The organism is Streptomyces sp. bgisy159 (genome assembly GCF_965341775.1).
Lineage (GTDB): Bacteria > Actinomycetota > Actinomycetes > Streptomycetales > Streptomycetaceae > Streptomyces.
On the sequence record NZ_CBDQZH010000002.1, the window covers coordinates 21,961 to 42,930 of the forward strand.

The window sequence follows — 20,970 nt, forward strand, 5'->3', positions numbered from 1 at the left end:
CGGTGACGTCAGCCGCGCAGCACGCGGCCCTGCGCGTCGGTGCGGTCGTTGCTGGTGAGGAAGAGGATGCCGTCGATCAGCGCCCAGACGCCGAGGCCGCCGCAGGTCAGCAGCTGGGCGACGCCCACGCCGACGCTGCCGACGTAGAAGCGGCCGATGCCGAGGGAGCCGAGGAAGAGCTGGAGGATGCCCGCGACGATCTTCGACTTGTCGGAGTACGGGCGGCCCTGGGGGTCGTAGCCGTAGGGCGCGTCAGGGGTGGGGACGGTCATGTGAGCTTGCTCCTGGGATGACTTCGTGAGAGCCCGGAGCGGAACGGCTCCGGGGCCGGGGAGCACGCGCACGCACGTATCCGGCCGAACCCGGCCGCCCCCCGTCTGGCGTGAGACTAGAGAGACGGATGGGGCGAAGGGGAGGGACCCGGGCGGATCGTTCCTGTTCTGTGATCAGATTCTCGCCATGTAACAGCCGGAAAGCGTCACCGGTCGAAACGTCGGGCAACCCGCGGCCGTCAGACGACGTTGCGCACCACGGTCCAGGTCACGGCGAGTCCCAGGATCAGGATCTGGGTGCGGCGGCTGAGCCGCGGCCGCCAGCGGCGCCCGCGCAGCCCCTCCCACGCCCAGCGTCCGAGCAGCGCGAGGGCGAAGGGCGAGGCGAGCAGCAGGGCACGGTTGTCGTGCCAGGCCCCGGCCAGGTCGCCGTGCAGCAGGTCGTACGCCATGCGGGTGCCACCGCAGGCGGGGCAGAGCTGCCCGGTGACCAGGCGGAACGGGCACTGCGGCAGGAGGTGGCCGGGCTCGTGCGGGTTGGTGCCGTACAGGTACACGCTGCCCGCCAGACCGGCGGCGAGCACCGCGAGGGGTGCCGCCGCCGGGTGCCGCAGCAGGGCGGACGCGGGGGCAGGGGGCGTCCGGGGCGCGTCGGCCACGTCAGCCACGCAGCACCCGTCCGTTGGCGTCGGTGGTGTTGCTGCTGGTCAGCAGGATGATGCCGTCGATCAGCGCCCAGATGCCGAAGCCGCCGCAGGTGAAGAGCTGGGCGAGGCCGAGGCCGACGTTGCCGATGTAGAACCGGCCGACGCCGAAGGTGCCCAGGAAGAGCTGGAGGATACCGGCGACGATCTTCGACTTGTCGGAGTAGGGGCGCCCGTAGGGGTCGTAGCCGTAGGGCGCGTTGGGGTCGCCGGTGTAGCCGCCGGGAGCGGCGTACCCGGGCTGCTGGTAGCCGCCCTGGGCGTACCCCTGCTGCTGGTAGCCGGGCTGCTGGTAGCCCTGCTGCGGATACCCGTAGGGACCGGCCTGGCCTCCCGCGTACGGCCCTTGACCGGCGTTCGGATAGCCGTACCCCGGCTGGGGCTGCTGCGGCTGCTGCGGCTGTTCGGTCACGGTGACTACTCCCCGAGGCCAGATGATCGGATGTGACAGTTAAGTGAGTTCAGGTCATCTTGCAGGAGGAGGCCGCCCGTTAGGAAGTCGGGTCGGTACGGGGACGAACCCGTCAATCACGGCTTTTCATCCGGTGTGCACCTATTCTGACGGTATGTCGGATGACCAGTCCTACGAACTGCTCGGGTTCGACAACGTCCTGCTGCCCGTCGGGGATCTCGGCGAGGCGGTGGCGTTCTACGAGCGCGCGGGGTTCACCACGGCGTTCCGGTTCGACGAGGCCGGGATCGCCCTGCTCAAGGTGGGTGGTGAGACCCCGGGGATCCTGCTGCGGCAGGAGGACGGACTGGGGCACCGGCCGCCGTCGTGGCCGGCCCCGCGCCTGTGGATCGAGGTCCCGGACGCGTCCGCGGCCGCCCACCGGCTCGCGGAGGCCGGGATCACCCCGCTCGACGCCCCCTTCTCCGGGGCCACCGGCTGGACCGTCGAGTTCGCCGACCCCTGGGGCAACATCCTCGGCCTCACCGACTACTCCAAGCGCCCGGAACTGGCCCGCCACAGCTGACGCCGACGGCCGGACAGCCGCGCCCCGCAGGCGAGTTGAACATGTTCAAAAGGAGGTCTACAGTCTCCCCTTGTCAGCGTTTTGAACGCGTTCAAGAAGGGGTGGGGCATGGACCGCACCGTCATCGCCTACGTCATCTACCTGGTCGTCAGCGTCGGTCTGACCGTCTGGGTGGCCCGGACCCTCAGCCGCAACGGCCGGATCTTCCTCGCCGATGTGCTCCACGGCGACGAGAAGCTCGCCGACGCCGTCAACCACCTCCTGGTGGTCGGCTTCTACCTGGTCAACCTCGGCTTCGTCGCGCTGTACCTGAGCGACGACCAGACCGTCACGGACACCCGGGGGATCTTCGAGGCACTGTCGACCAAGCTGGGCGTGGTGCTGCTGGTGCTCGGCGGGATGCACCTGGGCAACGTGTACGTGCTCAACCGGATCCGGCGGCGCGGACTGCTGGAGCGCGAGCAGGTCCCGCCGGTCGCGCCGCAGGGCTGGACCGCTCCGGCGGCCGGCGCGTGACCGGGGTGGAGGCCACCGAGGCCGCCACCGCGGACCGGGGCGCCCCGCGCGTCCCGGTCCGCCGGCTGACCGTCCTCTACGACGCCGGGTGCGGGCTGTGCGCCTTCGTGCGCGACTGGCTCGTACGCCAGCCCCAGCTGGTGCCGCTGGACCTGGTCCCGGCCGGCTCGCCGCAGGCCCGCCGTCGCTTCCCCGGGCTCGACCACGACAGCACCCTCGACGAGATCACCGTCGTCGGCGACGCCGGCCAGGTCTACCGCTCCGCCGCCGCCTGGATCGTCACCCTGTGGGCCCTGCGCGGCCAACGGGCACTGGCCCACCGGCTGAGCACACCGGCGGGGGCCCGCCTGGCGCGCGGCGCGGTCCTGGCCGCCGCGAAGTGGCGCGGGCCGCGGACCGGCGGCAGGGGGTCCCGCCCGGGCGGCGGGGAGTGGGGCGGGCGGATGTACCGCGGCTCCGACGGCTGGTCGTACGACCCGCGCTCCGGCTGGACCCGCACTCCGCCCACCTCCTGTACGGACGGCGCCTGCGGCACTGACTAGGCTCTCTGTCCGTGCCCGCGAACCACGACGGCCCCCACGCGGCGGCCCCCGCCCCCGGCCCCCCGCCCAGCAAGTCCGAGCAGACCCGCGCGCTGATCCTGGAGACCGCCATGCGGCTCTTCCAGGAGCGCGGGTACGACAGGACGACGATGCGGGCCATCGCCCAGGAGGCCGGGGTCTCCGTCGGCAACGCGTACTACTACTTCGAGGGCAAGGAACACCTGATCCAGGGGTTCTACGACCGTCTGGCCGCCGAGCACCGGCAGGCGGTCCGGGCGGTCCTGGACCGGGAGACCGATCTGGAGGCGCGGCTGGCGGGGGTGCTGCGGACCTGGCTGGACGTGGCGACGCCGTACCACGAGTTCGCCGTCCAGTTCTTCAAGAACGCCGCCGACCCGGACAGCCCGCTCAGCCCGTTCTCGCCGGAGAGCGAGCACGCGCGCGTGGAGGCCATCGCCGTCCACCGCGAGGTGCTGGCGGGCTCGAAGGCGAAGGTTCCGCAGGAGCTGCGGGACGCCCTGCCCGAGCTGATGTGGCTCTCCCAGATGGGCCTCGTCCTCTACTGGATCTTCGACCGGACGGAGGGCCGCGAGCGCAGCTACCGCCTGGCCGAGCGCGGCGCCCGCCTCACCGCGCGCGGTGTGTCCCTGGCCCGCTTCCGGGTGCTGCGCCCGCTGGTCCACGACGTGCACGAGCTGTTCACGGACTTCCTGCCGGGCATGACGAGGGTCCTGCCGGACCCGGGGAGCAGGGGCGTCCGGAAGGACTGATCCACTTTCGGGTGAAGGGGCCGGAACGGGACACCGGGGGTGCGGGCTGCCTACGATGATGCTCTCGACACCAGCCCCTAGGAGGCACGCGATGTCCGCCGCATCCGTCGAGCAGCCCTTCGACGACGAGCCGTTCTCCCTCACGGCCATCGCCGACGAGATCATGGAGCGCCATCCGGGCTACCGCGTCGAGATCATCGGAGGCCACCTCCTCGTGACCCCTTCACCGGATGCCCCGCACGCCCGCGCTCTGACCAAGCTCATGCGCCCCTTCATCGCCGCCGGCCTCGACGACGGCGAGACCGAGGTCCTTCAGAACGTCGGCCTCTGGCTGCCCACCGGTACCGAGGACTACGCCATCCCCGACCTCGTCGTGGTGGACGCGGACATCGACGAGCACTTCGTCGAGAACAACTGCTACGACCCGGTCTGCTTCCGGCTCGTCCTGGAGGTCACCTCCAGCAACTGGAAGGACGATCTCAAAACCAAGGTCAAGGCGTACGCCAGCGCCGAGATCCCGGTCTACGTCATCGTCGACCGCAAGCACCAGCGCCTTCACGTCCTCACCGACCCCGTCGCGGGGGACTACGAGCACCACCGCCCGTACTCCCCCGGCGAGACCGTCACCCTGCCCGACTCCATCGGCGCCAAGGTCACGCTCGACGTCGCCGAAACCATCAAGGCCGGGCAGGCGAGAACGGCTAGCTGACCGCGTCCACCTCCCCCTCCGCCAGCTCCACGTCGTACACCACCGGCCCCTCCGCCACCGTCACCTGCCGGGCGCGGGGCGCGTACGACGGTGCCGTGACCGCGAGGAGGTAGCCGCCCGGGGACGGCACCGAGAGGATGTAGGAGCCGTCGGCCAGGGAGGTCACCCGGTCGAGCTGACGGCCGCCGGGGGACATCAGCGTGACCGCCGCGCCCTCGACCGGCGCACCCGAGGAGTCGCGCACGAGACCGTGGACCACCGAGGCGGGACCCGCCTCGACCGGTGCCGCCAGATCCTCCTCCTTCGGTTCGACCGCGAGGTGGGGCAGCCGCTTCTCCAGCCAGGCCGGCAGCCACCAGTTGGACGTGCCGAGCAGGTGCATCGCCGCCGGCACCAGGGCCGTACGCAGGACGAACGCGTCCAGGGCGACCGCCGCCGCGAGCCCGACGCCCGCCATCGCAGCGCCCGAGTCGCCGCTGAGCACGAAGGCGAGGAAGACGCACACCATGATCAGGGCCGCCGAGTTGATGACCCGGCTGGTCTCCGCGAGACCGACCCGGACCGCCCGCGCGTTGTCCCTGGTGTGGACCCACTCCTCGTGCATCCGGCTCACCAGGAACACCTGGTAGTCCATGGAGAGACCGAAGAGCAGGGACAGCATGATGACCGGGAGGAACGCGTTGATCGGGCCCTCCTTGCCGAGGCCCAGCAGTTCCAGGCCCCAGCCCCACTGGAAGATCGCCACCAGGACGCCGAACGAGGCCGCCGCCGCGATCAGGTTCATCACGGCCGCCGTCAACGGCACGACGAGGGAGCGGAAGGCGACCAGGAGCAGCAGGAAGCCGAGGCCGATGATCGTGCCGACGAACAGCGGCAGCCGGTCGCCGGTGACCGTCGCGAAGTCCTTGGACACCGCCGTCACACCGCCGACGTGCGCCTGGGCGCCCGCGTTCGGGATCACCTCGTCGCGCAGGGTGTCGATCAGGACGTCGGTCTCCTCCGACTGCGGTGAGGTCGTCGGGATCACCTGGATGACGGTGACGCCCTGCGCCGGGGGCAGCGCGGCCACCCGCGCCACGCCGTCCGTCGCCTCGATGCCCCGGACCAGTGCGGCGCTGTCACCGCCGTCCGACACCACCTGAAGGGGACCGTTGAAGCCCGGCCCGAAGCCCTCGGCGAGCAGGTCGTAGGCCTGCCGGGTGGTGGTGGACGTGTCGTCGTTGCCCTGGTCGGTCGCGCCGAGCCGCAGCGACAGCACCGGCAGGGCGAGCAGCGCCATCACGACCAGCGCGATCGCGCCGACCGTGCGCGGACGCCGCTGCACCACACCCGACCAGCGCACGGCGAGCCCGTCGGTGCGCTCCGGCTCCGGGCCGTTCTCCGCCAGCCGGCGCCGCTGCCCCCGGCTGAGGACCCGCGGGCCCAGGAAGCCCAGCAGGGCGGGCAGCAGCGTGGTCGCCGCCAGCACGCTCAGCACCACCGTCAGGGAGGTGCCGATGACCACGCCGTCCAGGAAGCGCAGGTTCGTCACGAGCATGCCGGCGAGCGCGATGCACACCGTGCCGCCCGCGAAGAGCACCGCGCGGCCGGAGGTGTTGAGGGCGGTGACCACCGACTCCTCGGGGTCCACGCCGCGCAGCACGCCGCGCCGGTGCCGGGTGACGATGAACAGGGCGTAGTCGATGCCGACGCCGAGACCGATGAGCGAGGACAGCAGCGGCGCCAGGTCGGGGATGTCGGTGCTGTGGCTGAGCAGCTGGGTGCCGAACAGGCCCATGCCCACGCCGAAGACGGCCACCGCGATCGGCAGCAGCATCGCGAAGAACGAGCCGAAGGCGAGGAAGAGGACGACAGCGGCGGCGGCGAGGCCGACCATCTCCGCCAGTCCGGTCGGCGGCTCCTGCACCCGCTGGACGGCCTGGCCGCCCAGTTCGACCCGCAGCCCGTCGCGCTCGGCGGCCCGCGCGGTGTCGACGACGTCCTCGACGAGTTCCTTGGGGACCTCGTTGGCGCGCAGGGTGAAGGTGATCTGCGCGTACGCGATCGTGCCGTCCTTGCTGATCTGTGCCGCGCCCTGCGCGCCCGTGTAGGGGCCGGCGACGTCGCCGACGCCCTTCATCGCGGCTATCTCGTCGAGGGCGGGCTGTATTCGGGACCGTACGTCCTGGTCACGCACACTGCCCCGGTCGACCTTCCAGACCACGGTGTCGGTGTCGCCCGCGCGCGCGGGGAACGCCTTCTCCATCAGGTCGTAGGCCTTCTTGGAATCCGTGTCCGGCAGGGAGAAGACGTTCGCGTAGTCCGTTCCGGCCGTCGAGGCGGCGAAGCCCGTGCCGAACAGCGCCCCCACCCACAGCAACAGGACCACCAGCCGGTGCCGGTAGCACCACCGTGCCCATGTGGCCACGTTCAAGCTCCTTCGTCAGGTCATCGGTTGTCGGTCGGTCCCCCAGGTCCTGCGCACCAGCATGGGCGGCCCTACGCGCGCGTGCCCGCCGGCCGCCCGGACTCTCAAGGAACTCCAAAGCGGGAACGGTCCGCGTTGTCGGTGGGCGCACCGATACTGGGGGCATGTCGACGGCTCCCGGGACCGTGCTGGTCGTGGAGGACGAACCGAGCATCGCGGACGTCCTCGCCATCGCCCTGCGCTACCACCGCTTCGAGGTCATGACCGCGGGCACGGTCCGCGAGGCGCTCGCCCTGGCCGAGCGCACCCGGCCCGACGTGGCCCTGCTGGACGTCATGCTGCCGGACGGCGACGGCCGCGCCCTGGGCCGGCGGCTGCGCGCCGACCGGCCGCAGACGGCGCTGGTGTTCCTCACCGCGCGGGACGCCCCCGGCGAGATCGTGGGCGCGCTCGGCTTCGGCGACGACTACATCACCAAGCCGTTCGACATCGACGTGGTCGTCGCCCGCATCAGGGCGGTGCTGCGCCGCACCCGCCCCCCGGCGGACGTGCTGCCGCAGCGGCCGCCGCTGCGGTACGGCGATCTGGAGCTGGACGAGACGACGTACAGCGTCCACCGCGCGGGCCGCACCGTCGAGCTGACCCCGACGGAGTACGCGCTGCTGCGCTTCCTGGTGCGCAACGGCGGCCGGATCGTGTCCAAGGAGCAACTGCTGCGGCACGTCTGGCAGTACGAGCACACGCCGCCCGAGTCGACCGTCGTGGAGACCTACATCAGCTATCTGCGGCGCAAGCTGGCCGTCCTGGGCCCGCCGATGATCACCACCCGGCGCGGGGTGGGGTACGGGCTGGCATGAGGCGGGGGATGCACTCCCTGCGGGTGCAGCTGACGCTGGCGAACGTGGCGCTGCTCGCGCTCGGCGTCGTCGCGGCCACCGCGGTCAGCCTGATGGGCATGCGGCACTACCTGATCGGGCAGATCGACTCGGAGTTGATCAAGACCCGCGACTCGCTGGCCAGTGCCCGGCTGACGGTGCGGCAGATCGACTCGCTGAGCGTGCTGTCGTTCGTCCGGGAGCGCATCGCCCCGCAGGAGGGCGACGACCGGCCCGCGCCCGACTCCGTCTTCACCGCCGTCGACGCCCGGGGCGCCCCCCTGTCCCTGTTCGGCGGGACCGTGACCGACGCCCAGCGGGACCTCGCGGCCGCCGTGGCCGACCCGGACGCCCTGACCCGCGAGCCGGCGCCCCGGGACGTGCGGGTGCGCGACGCCCCGTACCGGGCGACCGCGACCCGGCTCGCCGACGGCACCTACGTCCTGCTGGCCACCTCCACCGACGGCCTGCACAAGGGCATAGCGAAGGCCCTGAGACTGGACCTGGCGACGGGCACGCTGCTGCTGGCCCTGCTGGCCTGCCTGACGCTGTTCAGCGTCAGGCGGCGGCTGCGGCCGCTGGAGGACATGGTGGAGACGTCGTCGGCGATCGCGGAGGGCGATCTGACCCGGCGGGTGCCGTCCAGCCACCATCCCACCCAGGAGGTCGAGCAGCTGCGGCTGGCGCTGAACTCGATGCTGCACCAGGTGGAGGCGGCGTACCGTACGCGCGAGCGCAGCGCGGCCCAGCTGCGCCGGTTCGTCGCGGACGCCTCGCACGAACTGCGCACGCCGCTGTCCGCGATCCGGGGCTATCTGCAGCTGTACGACCAGGGCATGCTCCGCGACCCCGACGAGCGGCGGCGGGCCTGGGACCGGATGAACGGCGAGGTGGACCGCATGGGCCGGCTGGTCGACGAACTCCTCACGCTGGCCCGCCTGGACCAGCGGCCCGAGCTGCGGCTGCGCCAGGTCGACGTGAGCCGGCTGGTGCGGGACGCGGCGCAGGACCTGCGCGCGCAGCAGCCGGACCGGCCGGTGTCCGTGTCCGCCGACGGCACGGTCCTGGTCAGCGCCGACGAGTCCGGGCTGCGCCAGGTGCTCGGCAACCTGGTCGCCAACGTCCGCACGCACACGCCCCGCCACGTGCCGGTGCACCTGGGTGTGCGGCGGGTGGACGGCGTGGTGCGGCTGTCGGTGGCGGACAAGGGCCCGGGGCTGTCCCCGGAGGACGCGGCCCGGGTCTTCGACCGCTTCTTCCGGGCGGGCAGCGGCGCGGGCAGCGGCCTGGGCCTGGCCATCGTCCAGGGCGTCGTCGAGGCCCACCACGGCGAGGTGACGGTGCGTACGGCGCCGGGCGAGGGCCTGACCGTCACGGTCCTGCTCCCGCCGCGCGCGCAGGCCTGCGGCTGACGGTGCCGGAGCCCGCCGCGGCCGGTCGCCCGCCACGGCGTCGGGCCGCCGGAACGGGTGTTCCGGCGGCCCGACGGCCCGCTCGCGGTGGATCAGCCGGTCAGCAGGACGAGGTCCACTTGTGCGAGGAGTAGTCGTTGTCGTTCATGCCCCAGTCGTAGTAGTCGCCGCGGACGACGCAGAGGTCCTCGTTGACGTAGTTGACGTCCATGTACACACGGACGTCGTCGTACGTCGCCGGCGTGCCGTTGTTGTACAGCGACTCGGCGCGGTCGCCCCAGCCGTTGTCGTGCCAGTTGGAGTCGTTGCCGGTCCAGCCCATGCGGGCGCCGGTGTAGTCGTCGTCGTCCCAGACGCAGAACTGGCCCTGCGGGCAGTCGCCGAGGGCGGCCGACGCGGTGGAGGCGGGGAGCAGCACGCCGACTGCCGCCAGCGCCGCCGCCGCGACCGTTCCGAGAAGGGCTCGTCGCATGATGGTTCTCCTTCGTGAGGGTGTGGATGTGCGGTGGGGTGTCGGCCCGTCAGGAGGTGGGGGCGGCACCGCGGAGGACGGTGGCCGCCTCCGGCAGAGCCGCCCGCTCCAGGCGGACCAGGTCGTCGAGTTCCTCGCGGAACTGTGCGCGCAGGCGGGGGCGCCAGTACGCCTCCCGCTCCCGCACGGTGCGGGCCATGCCGGAGGACCGGGCGCAGGTCGCCTCGACGACGGCGGTGGCGACCTCCAGCGCCCGCGCCTCGGCGGGTGTCCGGCCCGTGACGCGCCGGTCGAGTTCCTCGCGCAGTTCGCCGGGTGAGCCGACGTCGTGCCCGTGGGTGCGGGCGCACCGGCTCCAGGCGGCGACGGCGTCCGTGAAGGCGCGGTCGTCGCGGACGCGCTGGCGGACGAACACGTCGATGTTGTCCGTGATCCTCCGGGCCGGGAACCAGCGTTCGAGGTCCCCGTAGAGGGTCTTGCGGGCGGAGGCCAGGCACCCGCGGTCGCTCGTGCTGAGCCGGCCGCCGCCGGGCAGTTCCACCGACACCTGGCGGCCCGTGCCGTAGAGCGCGCGTGTCCAGGCGGCCGACGGCCGCGCCGGGGCGCCCTGCGCGGTCCGGGAGGGCGCGTCCGTCTTCCCGTCCGGTCCGGTTCCGGGGTTCGGCGTGAACGCGTCGCCGTAGCCGTACTTCTTCGCCCAGGCGACGTCGTCCACCAGGTACGGGAAGCTGCGCCCGGCGCCCTCGGCCTCGGCCTGCGCGTCGGGGGGCTGCTCCCGGTAGGTCCAGCCCTGGTCCTGCATGCAACGGTGGACCAGGCGCTCCTCCGCGCGGTGCAGGGTCGCCTTCTGGGCCGCCGACAGGGGCGCACCGGCCGGCGTGCGGTCGGTGGGCGTGCGGTCGGCGGGCGCGGGCGGGTTCGCGGCGCATGCGCCCAGCAGCAGGGCGGCCGCCGTGACGGCCGTGGCGCCCAGCGCGTGCTTGGTGCGGCCCATGGTGCGGAACTCCTTCGCGGGTGTCGTACGCAGGGTGGGAAGGGCGGAACGGCGCTCGACCCGTGGCGGGCGGTGGGGCCCGGCCCGGGAAGCGACTGGTTCCAGGGAAGGGCGCCGGGGAGTTGTCCGGTAGCTTTCCGGGCCGGGCGCGGACAACCTGACAACCCGACAATGCGTCGGTGCCGGTCAGATGGGTTGTCGGGTACGGTCCGCGGGGTTGTCCGGGCCGGGTCGTCGTCCCGGTGGTCCGGACGCGCGGGCGAGGGCCGGGCAGTCGGCGGACCGGCCGCCGGTCGCGCGCTGTGGGCCTTCCGCGGGGGTCGTGCCGGGCGTGGCCGCCGTGAGGGGCGTACCGGCCGTAGCCGCCGAGGGGGACGTGGCGGTCGTGGCCGCCCGGGTAGGCGTACCGGCCACAGCCGCCGTGGAGGACGTGGCGGTCGTGGCCGTTGTGGGGGAGGCTCCCGTCGCCCGGCGGTCGGTGGGCGCGGCGCGGTCGTCGAGAACGGCGCGCAGCGCCATGACGCCGGCCAGCAGGGCCAGCGCGCTCACGGTGGCTATCAGCAGGCGTACGGCCCAGCGGCGGCGCCGCTCGGCCGTACGGGAGGCGGTCAGGAAGGCACGCTCGCGGGCGTTGAGCTCCGCCGGGTGCTCCCGGGCCCAGGACCGCGCGGCGGCCAGCCGCACACCCCGGTACAGCGCGCCGGGGTGGCGGCCCGCCGCGCTCCACTCCCCGGCGGCCTCGGTCAGCCGACGGTGGGTGCGCAGGCCGTCGCGGTCGTGGGCCAGCCAGTGGCGCAGCCTGGGCCAGGCGGTGACGACCGCCGCGTGCGCGGGCTCCACCGTGCCCGCGTCGAGGACGACGAGGCGGGCGCCGGCCAGTTCACCGAGGAGCCGGTCGAGGTTCCCGCGCGGTGCCAGGCCGCGCAGTTCCTCCCGGTCGACCCGGCGCGGGGTGTCGTCGGTGCCGTCCCCGAGGGCGGTCAGCCGGACGAACAGGGCGCGCAGGAGACGCCGTTCGTCCGGCCTACGCGCCGCGTACTCCCGTTCGGCGGTCCGGGCCACGGCGGCACCGACACCTCCCTCCGCGAGGTGGCCGGCCAGCCGCAGCACGCCGTCGGTACGGCGCTCCCACGCGCGGCGCAGCGCGTCCGACAGCAGGGCCGGGGCGCCGGGCTGTCCGTCCAGGTCCGCCAGGAGCGCGTCCACCAGGGCGGCCTCGACCGTCAGGCCGGCCGCCTCGGCGGGTCCGACGACGGCACGGCGCAGGTCGTCGGCGCGGAGCGGCGCCAGATCCACGCGGGCGGTCTCCCCCCACGCGGCCGGCGTGCGGGCGTCGGACCTCAGCGCGACGACCACGCGCAGGCGGTCGTCGCCGGCCCGGGCTGTGTGGGCGAGCTGCGCCAGGAACGCGTCGCGCTCGGCGGCGGGGACGTTCCCGGCGAGGACGGCCTCTTCGAACCGGTCGACCGTCACCAGCACCCGGGTGCCGGGCGGACGGCACAGCAACAGGCCGCTCAGCGCCAGGTACAGGGCCTTGGGGTCGTCGGTGAACGCCTCGCGCGGGGTCGGGGGACCGCCCCCGCCGGTCAGGTCCTCGACGGCGCCGGCGAGCGCGCCGAGAGGGTCGCGGGACGGGGTGAGGGCGAGGTGGAGCCAGTCCGGGCCGAGCGCGGGCAGCAGACCCGCGTGCAGCAGTGAGGTCCTGCCGCTGCCGGAGGGCCCGGACAGCACGACCGGGCCGGGCGTCTCGTCCCCGGTCACCAGGTCGATCAGTCGCCGGACCGGCTCCTCACGGCCGAAGAAACCCGGTGCGTCCCGCGCGGTGAAGGGACGCGGCCCCGGATACGGGCACTCCCGCCGCGCCACCGGCCGGTCCGGCCCCGGTGCTCCACGACCGGACCGCGTGGCGGGCTGTGTGGCGGCCTGTGTGGCGGCCCGCGTGCCGGTCCGGCCTCGGGCCGCCGCCCGCCAGCGGGCCGCCCACTCCTCCCGGTCGCCGCCGCACGCCTCGGCGAGGGCCACCGCGACGTCGAGGGTGGGCAGCCGGCTGCCCTTCGTCGCTTCGGCCAGGGTGCTGGCGGAGTAATGGGCCCGACGGGCCAGCTCCCGGTAGCTGGGCGCGCCCGCGCGGGTGCGCAACTGCCGCAGTTCCCAGGCGAATCGGGCCACCGGCCCGGCCTGGGGGTCCAGTGCGCGCTCCGGCCTGCCCGCGCGCCGTCCCCGTGATCCCCGTACCTGTCCTGTCACTCCCGAGCCTCGCTCCCCTGTCGCCGGGGGCGGGCCGGTCACGCCCGCCCTGCCGGGCCGACTCGCCGCCGGGGGCGCCGGGCGGCCAGGCGTCCGGACCGGCCCGACGGCCGTTCACCGACGGGACGGCCTGCCGGGGACACCGGTATGCCCGCACGGCGACGGAGCCGGGCGCAGGCGGGACTTTGGCAACAGGCCCTATATCCAGGTGAGCTTCCAGAGGCGGAAGATGCCGTTGCCGTCCGCGAGGTACTGTCCGCCGCCGACGGCCTCGCTGGTGACGACGTACTCCTTGCGCTGCCACAGCGGGATCACCGGCACGTCCTCGGCAACGGCCTCCTGGACCTTGCGGAAGTCGCCGTCGACCCGGCTGCGGTCGGCGTACTGCTGGCTGGCCCGGATCAACCGGTCGACCTTCTTGCTGCTGTAGCCGGTGCTCATCGTGGAGTCGGTGCCGATCAGTGGGGCGCCGAAGGTGTCTGGGTCCGGGTAGTCCGGGAACCAGCCGACGGCGTACGCGTCGAGCTTGCCCGTCGCCCACCGCTTCTGGAAGTCGGTCCACTCGTAGCCCTTGACGGTCACCTCGAACAGCCCGCCGGCCTCCAACTGCCGCTTCAGCTCCTTGGCCTCCGCCTCGGCGGCGCCACGGCCCTGGCCGTAGCCGTAGGTGAAGCGGACCGGGAGTTCCACTCCGGCGTCGGTGAGCAGTTCCCGGGCCTTCTGCGGGTTCTGGGCCGGGTAGTCGTCGAAGAACGACGTGGTGTGGCCGGTGATGCCGGTCGGGATCAGCGAGTACAGCGGGTCGACGGTGTTGTCGTAGACGCTGCTCGCGAGCCGCTCGCGGTCGATCAGCCAGGCCATCGCCTGACGGACCTTCACGTCGTGCAGCGGCGAGGAGGAACGGGTGTTGAGGTACAGGTTGCGGGTCTCGGCGCTGTCGGCCTCGGTGACCCGCTGGTCGGGGTCGCTGCCGTTCAGCGACGCCAGCGTCTTCGGCGGCAGTTGCCGGGTGGCGGCCTCGACGTCACGCTCCTTCCAGGCGGCGTCCAGTGCCTCGGAGTCCTCGTAGAAGCGCAGCTCGACGGGGCTGCCGGTCTGGACGGCGCCCTTGTAGCGGGAGTTGGGCTTCAGCTCCGCCTTCTCGCCCTCGGTGTAGCCGGTGAGCTCGTACGGGCCGGTGCCGTCGACCTCGTCGTCCTCGCGGATCTTGTCCGCCGGGTAGCGGCTGCTGTCGACGATGGAGCCGGCGCCGGTGGCCACCTTGAACGGGAAGGTGGCGTCGGGGGACGACAGGTGGAAGGTGACCTTGGCACCGTCCGCGTCGACCGACTTCAGCGTGGAGAACAGCGAGGCCGGACCGACCTCCGAATTGATCTTCTTGACCCGGTCGAACGAGAACTTCACGTCCTCGGCGGTCATCTCGCGCCCGCTGGGAAACGTCAGACCGTCGCGCAGCTCGCACTGGTACGTCGTCAGCCCGCCGCTGAAGCCGCACTCCTTGGCCGCGTCAGGCACCGGCGACACACCGCCCGTGTCGTACGTCAGCAGCGACTGGAACACATTGCTGAACAACGCCCAGGAGCCGGCGTCGTAGGCGCCGGCCGGGTCGAGCGAGGTGATGGTGTCCGTCGTGCCGACCTTGATGGTCTTTCCGTCGTCCTGCTCCTGCGGCAGCAGCTGCCAGCCGCCGATCCCGACGACGGCCAGTACGAGCAGCGTCACGAGAATCCGCATGCGAACCGATCGCATGGTGGTGCCTACCCTCCCCAGGCCCGCCATGGAGCCCGGCACTACAAACAAGCCACTCCCCTATTAGTGGCGGGCACACCTAATCACACGTGTTTCGTGCGGCGGAAGAGGATTCTTGCGAGATGAGAGAGAACTTACCGACGCGCTGTTTCGGCCGGGTTTCACAGCCTGCACACCACATCGCACATATCCCGTCATCACCGCACAAGGACGGCGCCCAAAGCACCCGAGGTGCCGGGGAGTTCGGGTGCACCGGCGGCCGCCCGCCCGCGGTGCTCACGGCGCTCGTCGCGCGCTCACGCCCGCGGTGAAGCCAGTTCGACCACCGTGATGTCCGACGGAGCGCCCACCCGGGTCGGCGGCCCCCACGCGCCCGCGCCGCGGGTGACGTACAACTGCGTGTCGCCGTACCGCTCCAGGCCCGCCACCGTCGGGTTCGCGGCGGCGGCGACGAGGTTGCCCGGCCAGAGCTGGCCGCCGTGGGTGTGCCCGGACAACTGGAGGTCGACGCCGTGGCGGACCGCCTCGTGGACCTGCACGGGCTGGTGGGCGAGGAGCACGCACGCGCGTGCCGGGTCGCGGTCGTCGAGCGCCCTGGCGAAGTCCGGGCCCCGGCCCTCCCTCTCGCCCGCCACGTCGTTGACGCCGGCCAGGTCGAACCAGGGCATCTCCGTACGGTCGTTCTCCAGCGGGCGCAGCCCGAGCCGCCGTACCTCCTCGACCCATTGCTCGGCGCCGGAGAAGTACTCGTGGTTGCCGGTGACGAAGTAGCTGCCGTGTCGTGCCGTCAGCCGGGACAGGGGCGCGGCGGCCGGGCCCAGGTCCTTCACGCTGCCGTCGACCAGGTCGCCGACCACCGCGATCAGGTCGGGCTGGGTGGCGTTGACGGTCTCGACGACCTTCTCGGCGAACCCGCGGCCGAGGACCGGGCTGAGGTGGATGTCGCTGACCACCGCGATCCGGTAGCCATGTGCGGCTCGCGGCAGCTTGGCCAGCGGGACGGTGACCCGCTTGACGCTGGGGCCGCGCAGGACGCCGTACGTGCCGTAGCCGACGGTGCCGACGGCGACGGCGGCCGCCGTACCGGCGAGGACGCGGGAGACGAACAGCCGACGGGAGGGCGCCGGGGCGGGGGGCGCTTCCCGCGTCGGCTCGGAGTCGTCGGCGGGGGGCGACGCGGGGTCGCCGCCGGAGGGCGATCGGGGGTCGCCTGCGGGGGGCGGCTCGGAGCCGGGTGCGGGGGTGGGCTCCGGGTCGCGTGCCCGGTCCGCGGCCGGTGGTACGCCGGAGGGTGTCGAGTCTGCGGGGGGTTCGGTGGGGGGCCCGGCGGGTGGATCGGCGGGGGGTTCGGTGGGCGGTTCGGTGGGGGGCTCGGTGGGGGGCTCGCGGTGCTGTGTGCGGTCGTCGGCCGGTACCGGCTCCGGATGCGGGCGGGGGGCCTCCGCGCGAGCCGCCGCGCGGCTGCGGGGCCACCTCAGCAGCAGGGGCCGTACCACCTCGCCCGCGATCATCGCCAGCAGCAGGTAGAGCGACAGCGCCAGCCACAGGAAGCCCGGCCAGGCCAGCGTGCGCTGCAGCCAGAACGGCGCTCCCGCGCGCTCGGCCACCAGGGCGCCGACGGCGGCCGCCCAGCCGCCCGCGATCACCGCCGCGCCGGTGCGCCGCACCCAGCCCCCGCGGGCGGTCGTGTCGCGGAACAGACGCCGCCACAGGTACCAGTTGGCCACCACCCCGACGGCCAGCACGGCCAGGGCGACCAGCACGAACAGCAGGACCATCGCGTTCTCCCCGGAGACGGACAGGAGGTACGGCCGGAAGGCGCGGGCGGGCGGCACGGCCGGGAAGTGCGGCCGGGAAGTGCGGCCGGGAAGTGCGGCCGGGAAGTGCGGCTATGACGTCCGGCGCAGCGCGCGCAGTCCGCGCAACCCGATGCCCCCGATGACCGTCCCCAATACGAAGGAGACGACGGCCAGCGTCAGGTGCACCCAGAAGAACGCGGTCGGCTGCCCGTCGTCGAAGGCCTGTCCGCTGCTGTCCTTGATCAGGTTTTTGACGAAAGTGACCCAGATGACCCAGCTCCACACCCCGAAGGCGAGCAGGAACCAGGAGACGGGGCGGCTGAGCTTCATGCGTTCAGTATCGCCGCCGGGCCTCCGGTCCTCGGACCGGGGTGGGGAGGGTGGTGGGACTTCCCGTCGTACGGCAGGTACGTTCTCCGTCGTGCCCGCACCCATGAAGCGTTCCGGCAGGCGTTCCCTGCAGGTCACCTCCGCCGCCCTCGTCTGTCTCGCGTCCGCCGCGTCGCTCGCGCTGACCGCGCCCGCCGCCGTCGCCGCACCCGGCCCGTCGACGAGCCCGTCGGCGAGCCCGTCGGTGACCCCGCCGGCGCGGATGTCCATCGTCGGCGGCGCCCGGCTCGGGCAGCCGGGAACCCAGGTGGACCTCGCGAACGGCGCGCCGGTGCTGCCGAAGGACCTCACCGCCCGCTCCTGGATCGTCGCCGACGCCGAGTCGGGCGAGGTGCTGGCCGCGCACAACGCACACTGGCGGCTGCCTCCGGCGAGCACCCTGAAGATGCTGTTCGCGGACACCGTGCTGCCGCGCTTCCCGAAGACCACCCAGCACAAGGTGACGGCCGAGGACCTGGCGGGCATGGGTGAGGGCTCCAGCCTGGTCGGCATAAAGGAGGGCGAGACGTACACCGTCCACGACCTGTGGCTCGGCGTCTTCCTGCGCTCCGGCAACGACGCGGTGCACGTGCTGTCGTCGATGAACGGCGGCGTCGCCGACACCGTGAAGCAGATGAACGCGCACGCCGAGGAGCTCCAGGCCCTCGACACCACCGCCGTCTCCCCCGACGGATACGACATGCCCGGCCAGGTGTCCTCCGCCTACGACCTGACGCTGATCGCCCGCTCCGGAATGCAGAAGAAGGACTTCAGGGAGTACTGCTCGACGGTGCGGGCCAAGTTCCCCGGCGAGACGAAGAAGGACGACAAGACCGGGAAGACCACCCGCGGCACCTTCGAGATCCAGAACACCAACCGGCTGCTGGCGGGCGACTACGACATCACCCAGTACCAGGGCATCGCGGGCGTCAAGAACGGCAACACCACCAACGCGGGCGCCACCTTCACCGGCGTCGCGGAGCGCAACGGCAAGGTGCTGCTGGTCACGGTGATGAACCCGCAGAAGCCGCAGCACAACCAGGTCTACAAGGAGACCGCCGCGCTCCTCGACTGGGGCTTCCGGGCGGCGGGCAAGGCGCGGCCCGTCGGACAGCTCGTGCCGCCGAAGAGCGCCGCGCAGCCGGGTGCGGGCAGCGCCACCGCGGCGGCGGACGCCGCCGGTGAGGCCGGCGGCGCCGGGAACGCCTCCGGTGCTCCGGTGGCCGCCGCCGCCTCCGAGGACGGCGGCAGCGGAATGGGCGTCGCGCTGGGCATCGCCGGGGGCGCCCTCGCACTGCTCGCGGGCGCCGCCTTCCTGGTCAACCGCCGCTGGCCGCTGCCCGATCTGGTACGTCGCCGGCACTGACGTCGTTCGGGGCGGGGGCAGGGGCAGGGGCAGTGCCAGGGGTGCCAGGGGCAGGGGCCGTCGCCCGGGCAGGGGGCGATGCCGGGGTCGTGTCGCTATCCGGCTTCGACTCCCGCTTCGACTTCCGACCGGGTTCCGGTTCGGTTGCGTGTTCCGGGGTGTGCTGCTGATCCGGGGCAGATTCCGGTTCTGGTTCCGCGCTCGATCCCGGTTCCAGCTCTGATTCCGGTTCCGGTTCCGGTTCCGGCTCCGGGGCGCTCCCGGTCGCCGTCCACGACGCGCAGAACAGCACGAGCTTCGAGGTGAAGTTGATCCACAGCAGCAGGGCGACGGGCACCCCGAACGCGCCGTACATGCTCTTCGTGGCCACGCCCTGCAGATAGCTGCTGAGCAGCAGCTTCAGCAGTTCGAAGCCGATGCCGCCGAGGAGCGCGGCGACCACCAGCCGACGGCGCGGCGGTTCCGCGCCCGGCAGCAGGGTGAGAACGTACAGCAGCATCAGGACGTCGGCGAGGACGGCGACGGTGAAGGCGGCGATCTGGAGCAGCAGGGTGCCCCAGCCGTGTTCGTCCAGGCCGAGCCCCTGGGAGATCCGGCCGACCGCCCAGGACGCCACGGTGGAGGCGGCGATCGTGACCAGCACGGCGCCGCCCAGCCCGACAAGGACGCCCATGTCCTTCGCCTTGTGCAGGAACGGGTTCTCCTGCTTGTCCGGCAGCTCCCACACCGCGCGCAGGCACTCCCGCACCTGTCCGACCCAGTTGATGCCGGTGAACAGCAGCACGGCGCCCGCGATGAGTCCGACGGTGCCGGCATTCTCGACCAGGGTGTCGATGTTCAGCTGGTCGGAGATGCCGGGGACCTGGTCGGCGATCCGGTCCTGGAGGTCCTGCTGCTGTTCCTCGCTGAGCGTGGCCGCGGCGATGGCGGCGGCGACCGTCAGCAGCGGGAACAGCGAAATGAAGCTGATGAACGTCATGGCGGCGGCCAGCCGCGTCCACTTCACCCGGTCCAGACGCTCGTACGACCGCCACGCGTGCGTGGTCATCAGGCGTGTGACGTACGGCCCGATGACGGGGAGCCCTTTCAGCCAGTCCATGATCCGACTCTGCCCTCCTCCTGGAAGACCCATGTCCGGGTACCCCAGAACCGCAGGACCGTGGCCAACGCCATGCCGACGCCCAGACCCGAGACGGTGTCGGCGCGCTGCGAGGTGAGGCCGAGTCCGTAGTGGCTGACGGTCAGACAGAGCAGTTGCACGAGGACTCCGGCGGCGTTCACCGCGAAGAACACCGGGTACTGCCGCCAGGGGGAGGCCCGGCGGCCCCGGTAGGTGCCGAGCGTGTTCCCCGCGTACGCCACCGTGCAGCCGGCGAGGAACGACAGTGCCTTCGCGGTCAGCGGGTCCAGGGCACCGGGGCCGCGCAGCCCGGTGAAGACGGCCAGATCGGCGGCGTAGGCGAGGACACCGACGGTGAGGAAGCCGAGCACCTCACGGCGGGTCACGGGCGAGTACGGCGTGCGCGCGGTCGCAGCACGGCCGTTGCGGCGGCTCACCAATTGGCCACCGCCAGGCCGTACATCGCCAGCCAGGCCACACCGATGAGGGCGAGGGCGCGGTCGCCCAGGACGACCTCCTCGGGTTCGCCGGCGGTGCCCCGGTCGGCGAAGACGGCGTAGCGCAGGACGGCCAGGACGAACGCCACCATGGACAGCTGGCGCCAGGGCAGCACACTCGTGTGCGGCACCCCGCCCTCCTCCAGCGCCCACAGGCAGTAGCCCAGGACGGCCACCCCGGCGGCCAGCTGCCACACGAACCGCAGGTAGCCGACGGTGTACTCGGTCAGCAACGCGCGCGTGGCTCCCGCCTTCCCGGCCATCTGCAGCGCCTCGGAGTACCGCTTCGCCGCCACCATGAACAGCGCGCCGAAACCCGTCGTGATCAGGAACCAGCGTGACAACGGGATGCCCAGAGCCAGTCCGCCCACCATCGCCCGCATCAGGAAACCGGTGGTGACGACGACGAGATCGACGACCAGGACGTGCTTCAGACTGATGCAGTACGCCAACTGCATGCCGAGGTAGGCCGTCAGCAGCGCGGCGACGGCCGGGGTGGTGAGCCATGCGGCGAGCGACGGCGCGAGGACGGCGAGGGCCCCGCCGACGCCGTAGGCGACCGGGACCGGCACCTGCCCGGCGGCCACCGGCCGGTGCCGCTTGGTGGGGTGCGCGCGGTCGGCGTCCGCGTCCCGGGCGTCGTTGATCAGGTACACGGCCGCGGCGCAGGCGGTGAACAGCGTGAAGACGGCGGTGAGTTCGGCCAGCGACCGCCAGGAGAACAGTCGCCCCGCGGCCGCCGGCGCGGCGACCACCAGCACGTTCTTGACCCACTGCTTGGGGCGCGCGGTCCGCAGCAGCCCGCCGAGGAGCGCGGCCGGACGGGAGCGCGGGGGTGGGGAGCTCGCACGCCGGGCGCGTTGTCCGAGCAACGCGCCGGAGCGGGAGGCGGGGCGGGAGCCGAGGTGCACGTCGGGGCGGGGGGCGGGACGGGAGTCAAGAAGGGCGTCGAAATGGGGGGCGGGCTGGGAGTCGCGGTGGGTGCCGGTACGTCCGGTGGGGCGGACGTCGGGGCGTGCTTCGGAGTCCGTGGGGCGTGACGGCGTGACGTGGGGCGCGTTCTCGGTGGTGCGCGCCGGGCTCGCAGTCGACGTCGTGCCCCCGGCGTGTGCCGTATCGATGAAGCGCGGTGTGTTGTCGAGGCGCGCCGCTTCAGACATGTGCGCCCCCCAG

At 72.8% G+C, this 20,970-nt stretch carries 20 protein-coding genes and 1 pseudogene; 8 read left to right on the top strand and 13 right to left on the bottom strand.

Annotated features, from left to right (window positions below; genetic code table 11):
* Window positions 1–8: 8 nt before the first annotated feature.
* From ACSLTV_RS02105 to ACSLTV_RS02115, 3 genes are all read right to left on the bottom strand, one after another.
* Window positions 9–272, bottom strand: a complete 264-nt coding sequence (locus ACSLTV_RS02105; protein ID WP_432134872.1) for a TM2 domain-containing protein — start codon at window positions 270–272, stop codon at window positions 9–11.
* A 239-nt stretch (window positions 273–511) separates the two neighbouring features.
* The gene (locus ACSLTV_RS02110) at window positions 512–940 is read right to left on the bottom strand and encodes a DUF2752 domain-containing protein (protein WP_432134873.1); all 429 of its coding nucleotides are present in this window, start codon (window positions 938–940) and stop codon (window positions 512–514) included.
* Complete coding sequence (locus tag ACSLTV_RS02115; RefSeq protein WP_435611514.1) at window positions 933–1,388, bottom strand: TM2 domain-containing protein; 456 nt, start codon at window positions 1,386–1,388, stop codon at window positions 933–935. The genes ACSLTV_RS02110 and ACSLTV_RS02115 overlap by 8 nt, the downstream gene beginning before the upstream one ends.
* Window positions 1,389–1,542: 154 nt before the next feature.
* Here ACSLTV_RS02115 and ACSLTV_RS02120 point away from each other — a divergent pair, with 154 nt between their 5' ends.
* The 5 genes from ACSLTV_RS02120 (at window position 1,543) to ACSLTV_RS02140 (ending at window position 4,490) form a co-directional block, all read left to right on the top strand.
* Window positions 1,543–1,953: a VOC family protein gene (locus ACSLTV_RS02120; RefSeq protein WP_432134875.1), complete on the top strand. Its 411-nt coding sequence runs from the start codon at window positions 1,543–1,545 to the stop codon at window positions 1,951–1,953.
* A 108-nt stretch (window positions 1,954–2,061) separates the two neighbouring features.
* Window positions 2,062–2,469, top strand: coding sequence for a hypothetical protein (locus tag ACSLTV_RS02125; protein ID WP_435611515.1), 408 nt, complete (start codon window positions 2,062–2,064; stop codon window positions 2,467–2,469).
* Window positions 2,466–3,011, top strand: a complete 546-nt coding sequence (locus tag ACSLTV_RS02130) for a thiol-disulfide oxidoreductase DCC family protein (protein WP_435611516.1) — start codon at window positions 2,466–2,468, stop codon at window positions 3,009–3,011. Before ACSLTV_RS02125 ends, ACSLTV_RS02130 begins: the two co-directional genes overlap by 4 nt.
* A gap of 11 nt (window positions 3,012–3,022) precedes the next feature.
* Entirely contained in the window at window positions 3,023–3,781 is a 759-nt protein-coding gene (locus tag ACSLTV_RS02135; RefSeq protein ID WP_432134878.1) for a TetR/AcrR family transcriptional regulator, read from the top strand.
* A gap of 91 nt (window positions 3,782–3,872) precedes the next feature.
* Window positions 3,873–4,490 carry a Uma2 family endonuclease gene (locus ACSLTV_RS02140; RefSeq protein ID WP_432134879.1) on the top strand — a complete coding sequence of 206 codons (618 nt, stop codon included), beginning with the start codon at window positions 3,873–3,875 and terminating at the stop codon, window positions 4,488–4,490.
* Here ACSLTV_RS02140 and ACSLTV_RS02145 read toward each other — a convergent pair.
* Entirely contained in the window at window positions 4,483–6,897 is a 2,415-nt protein-coding gene (locus ACSLTV_RS02145; protein WP_432155375.1) for an MMPL family transporter, read from the bottom strand. The two genes, ACSLTV_RS02140 and ACSLTV_RS02145, sit on opposite strands and share 8 nt — an antisense overlap.
* Window positions 6,898–7,061: 164 nt before the next feature.
* On the opposite strand from ACSLTV_RS02145, the gene ACSLTV_RS02150 reads away from it, so the two are divergent.
* Both ACSLTV_RS02150 and ACSLTV_RS02155 read left to right on the top strand, forming a co-directional pair.
* Window positions 7,062–7,754, top strand: a complete 693-nt coding sequence (locus tag ACSLTV_RS02150) for a response regulator transcription factor (RefSeq protein ID WP_435611517.1) — start codon at window positions 7,062–7,064, stop codon at window positions 7,752–7,754.
* 8 nt (window positions 7,755–7,762) lie between these two features.
* A complete protein-coding gene (locus tag ACSLTV_RS02155; RefSeq protein WP_432134882.1) occupies window positions 7,763–9,184 on the top strand; it encodes an ATP-binding protein in 1,422 nt (473 codons plus the stop codon).
* A 100-nt stretch (window positions 9,185–9,284) separates the two neighbouring features.
* Here ACSLTV_RS02155 and ACSLTV_RS02160 read toward each other — a convergent pair whose 3' ends face one another.
* The 6 genes from ACSLTV_RS02160 to ACSLTV_RS02185 form a co-directional block, all read right to left on the bottom strand.
* Window positions 9,285–9,656 (bottom strand): peptidase inhibitor family I36 protein, encoded by a 372-nt coding sequence (locus tag ACSLTV_RS02160; RefSeq protein ID WP_432134883.1) that lies wholly within the window; start codon window positions 9,654–9,656, stop codon window positions 9,285–9,287.
* A 49-nt stretch (window positions 9,657–9,705) separates the two neighbouring features.
* The gene (locus ACSLTV_RS02165) at window positions 9,706–10,650 is read right to left on the bottom strand and encodes a hypothetical protein (RefSeq protein WP_432134884.1); all 945 of its coding nucleotides are present in this window, start codon (window positions 10,648–10,650) and stop codon (window positions 9,706–9,708) included.
* A 186-nt stretch (window positions 10,651–10,836) separates the two neighbouring features.
* Window positions 10,837–12,819, bottom strand: a complete 1,983-nt coding sequence (locus ACSLTV_RS02170) for an nSTAND1 domain-containing NTPase (RefSeq protein WP_435611518.1) — start codon at window positions 12,817–12,819, stop codon at window positions 10,837–10,839.
* A gap of 276 nt (window positions 12,820–13,095) precedes the next feature.
* Window positions 13,096–14,631 carry an ABC transporter substrate-binding protein gene (locus ACSLTV_RS02175; RefSeq protein ID WP_432134886.1) on the bottom strand — a complete coding sequence of 512 codons (1,536 nt, stop codon included), beginning with the start codon at window positions 14,629–14,631 and terminating at the stop codon, window positions 13,096–13,098.
* Between the two features lie 311 nt (window positions 14,632–14,942).
* Window positions 14,943–16,424, bottom strand: coding sequence for a metallophosphoesterase (locus tag ACSLTV_RS02180; RefSeq protein WP_435611619.1), 1,482 nt, complete (start codon window positions 16,422–16,424; stop codon window positions 14,943–14,945).
* Between the two features lie 111 nt (window positions 16,425–16,535).
* Window positions 16,536–16,775 (bottom strand): SCO4848 family membrane protein, encoded by a 240-nt coding sequence (locus tag ACSLTV_RS02185; RefSeq protein ID WP_432155379.1) that lies wholly within the window; start codon window positions 16,773–16,775, stop codon window positions 16,536–16,538.
* A gap of 103 nt (window positions 16,776–16,878) precedes the next feature.
* Between ACSLTV_RS02185 and ACSLTV_RS02190 the strand changes: the two genes are divergently transcribed.
* Complete coding sequence (locus tag ACSLTV_RS02190) at window positions 16,879–18,180, top strand: D-alanyl-D-alanine carboxypeptidase family protein (RefSeq protein WP_435611620.1); 1,302 nt, start codon at window positions 16,879–16,881, stop codon at window positions 18,178–18,180.
* A gap of 238 nt (window positions 18,181–18,418) precedes the next feature.
* Here the strand turns inward: ACSLTV_RS02190 and ACSLTV_RS02195 are convergent.
* The 3 genes and pseudogenes from ACSLTV_RS02195 to ACSLTV_RS02205 all read right to left on the bottom strand — a co-directional run.
* A pseudogene (locus tag ACSLTV_RS02195) lies at window positions 18,419–19,279 on the bottom strand (YihY/virulence factor BrkB family protein); the annotation flags it as partial.
* Window positions 19,267–19,737 carry a GtrA family protein gene (locus ACSLTV_RS02200; protein WP_432155382.1) on the bottom strand — a complete coding sequence of 157 codons (471 nt, stop codon included), beginning with the start codon at window positions 19,735–19,737 and terminating at the stop codon, window positions 19,267–19,269. The gene ACSLTV_RS02200 and the pseudogene ACSLTV_RS02195, both read right to left, overlap by 13 nt.
* Window positions 19,734–20,669 (bottom strand): decaprenyl-phosphate phosphoribosyltransferase, encoded by a 936-nt coding sequence (locus tag ACSLTV_RS02205; protein ID WP_435611621.1) that lies wholly within the window; start codon window positions 20,667–20,669, stop codon window positions 19,734–19,736. The genes ACSLTV_RS02200 and ACSLTV_RS02205 overlap by 4 nt, the downstream gene beginning before the upstream one ends.
* Between the last annotated feature and the right edge of the window lie 301 nt (window positions 20,670–20,970).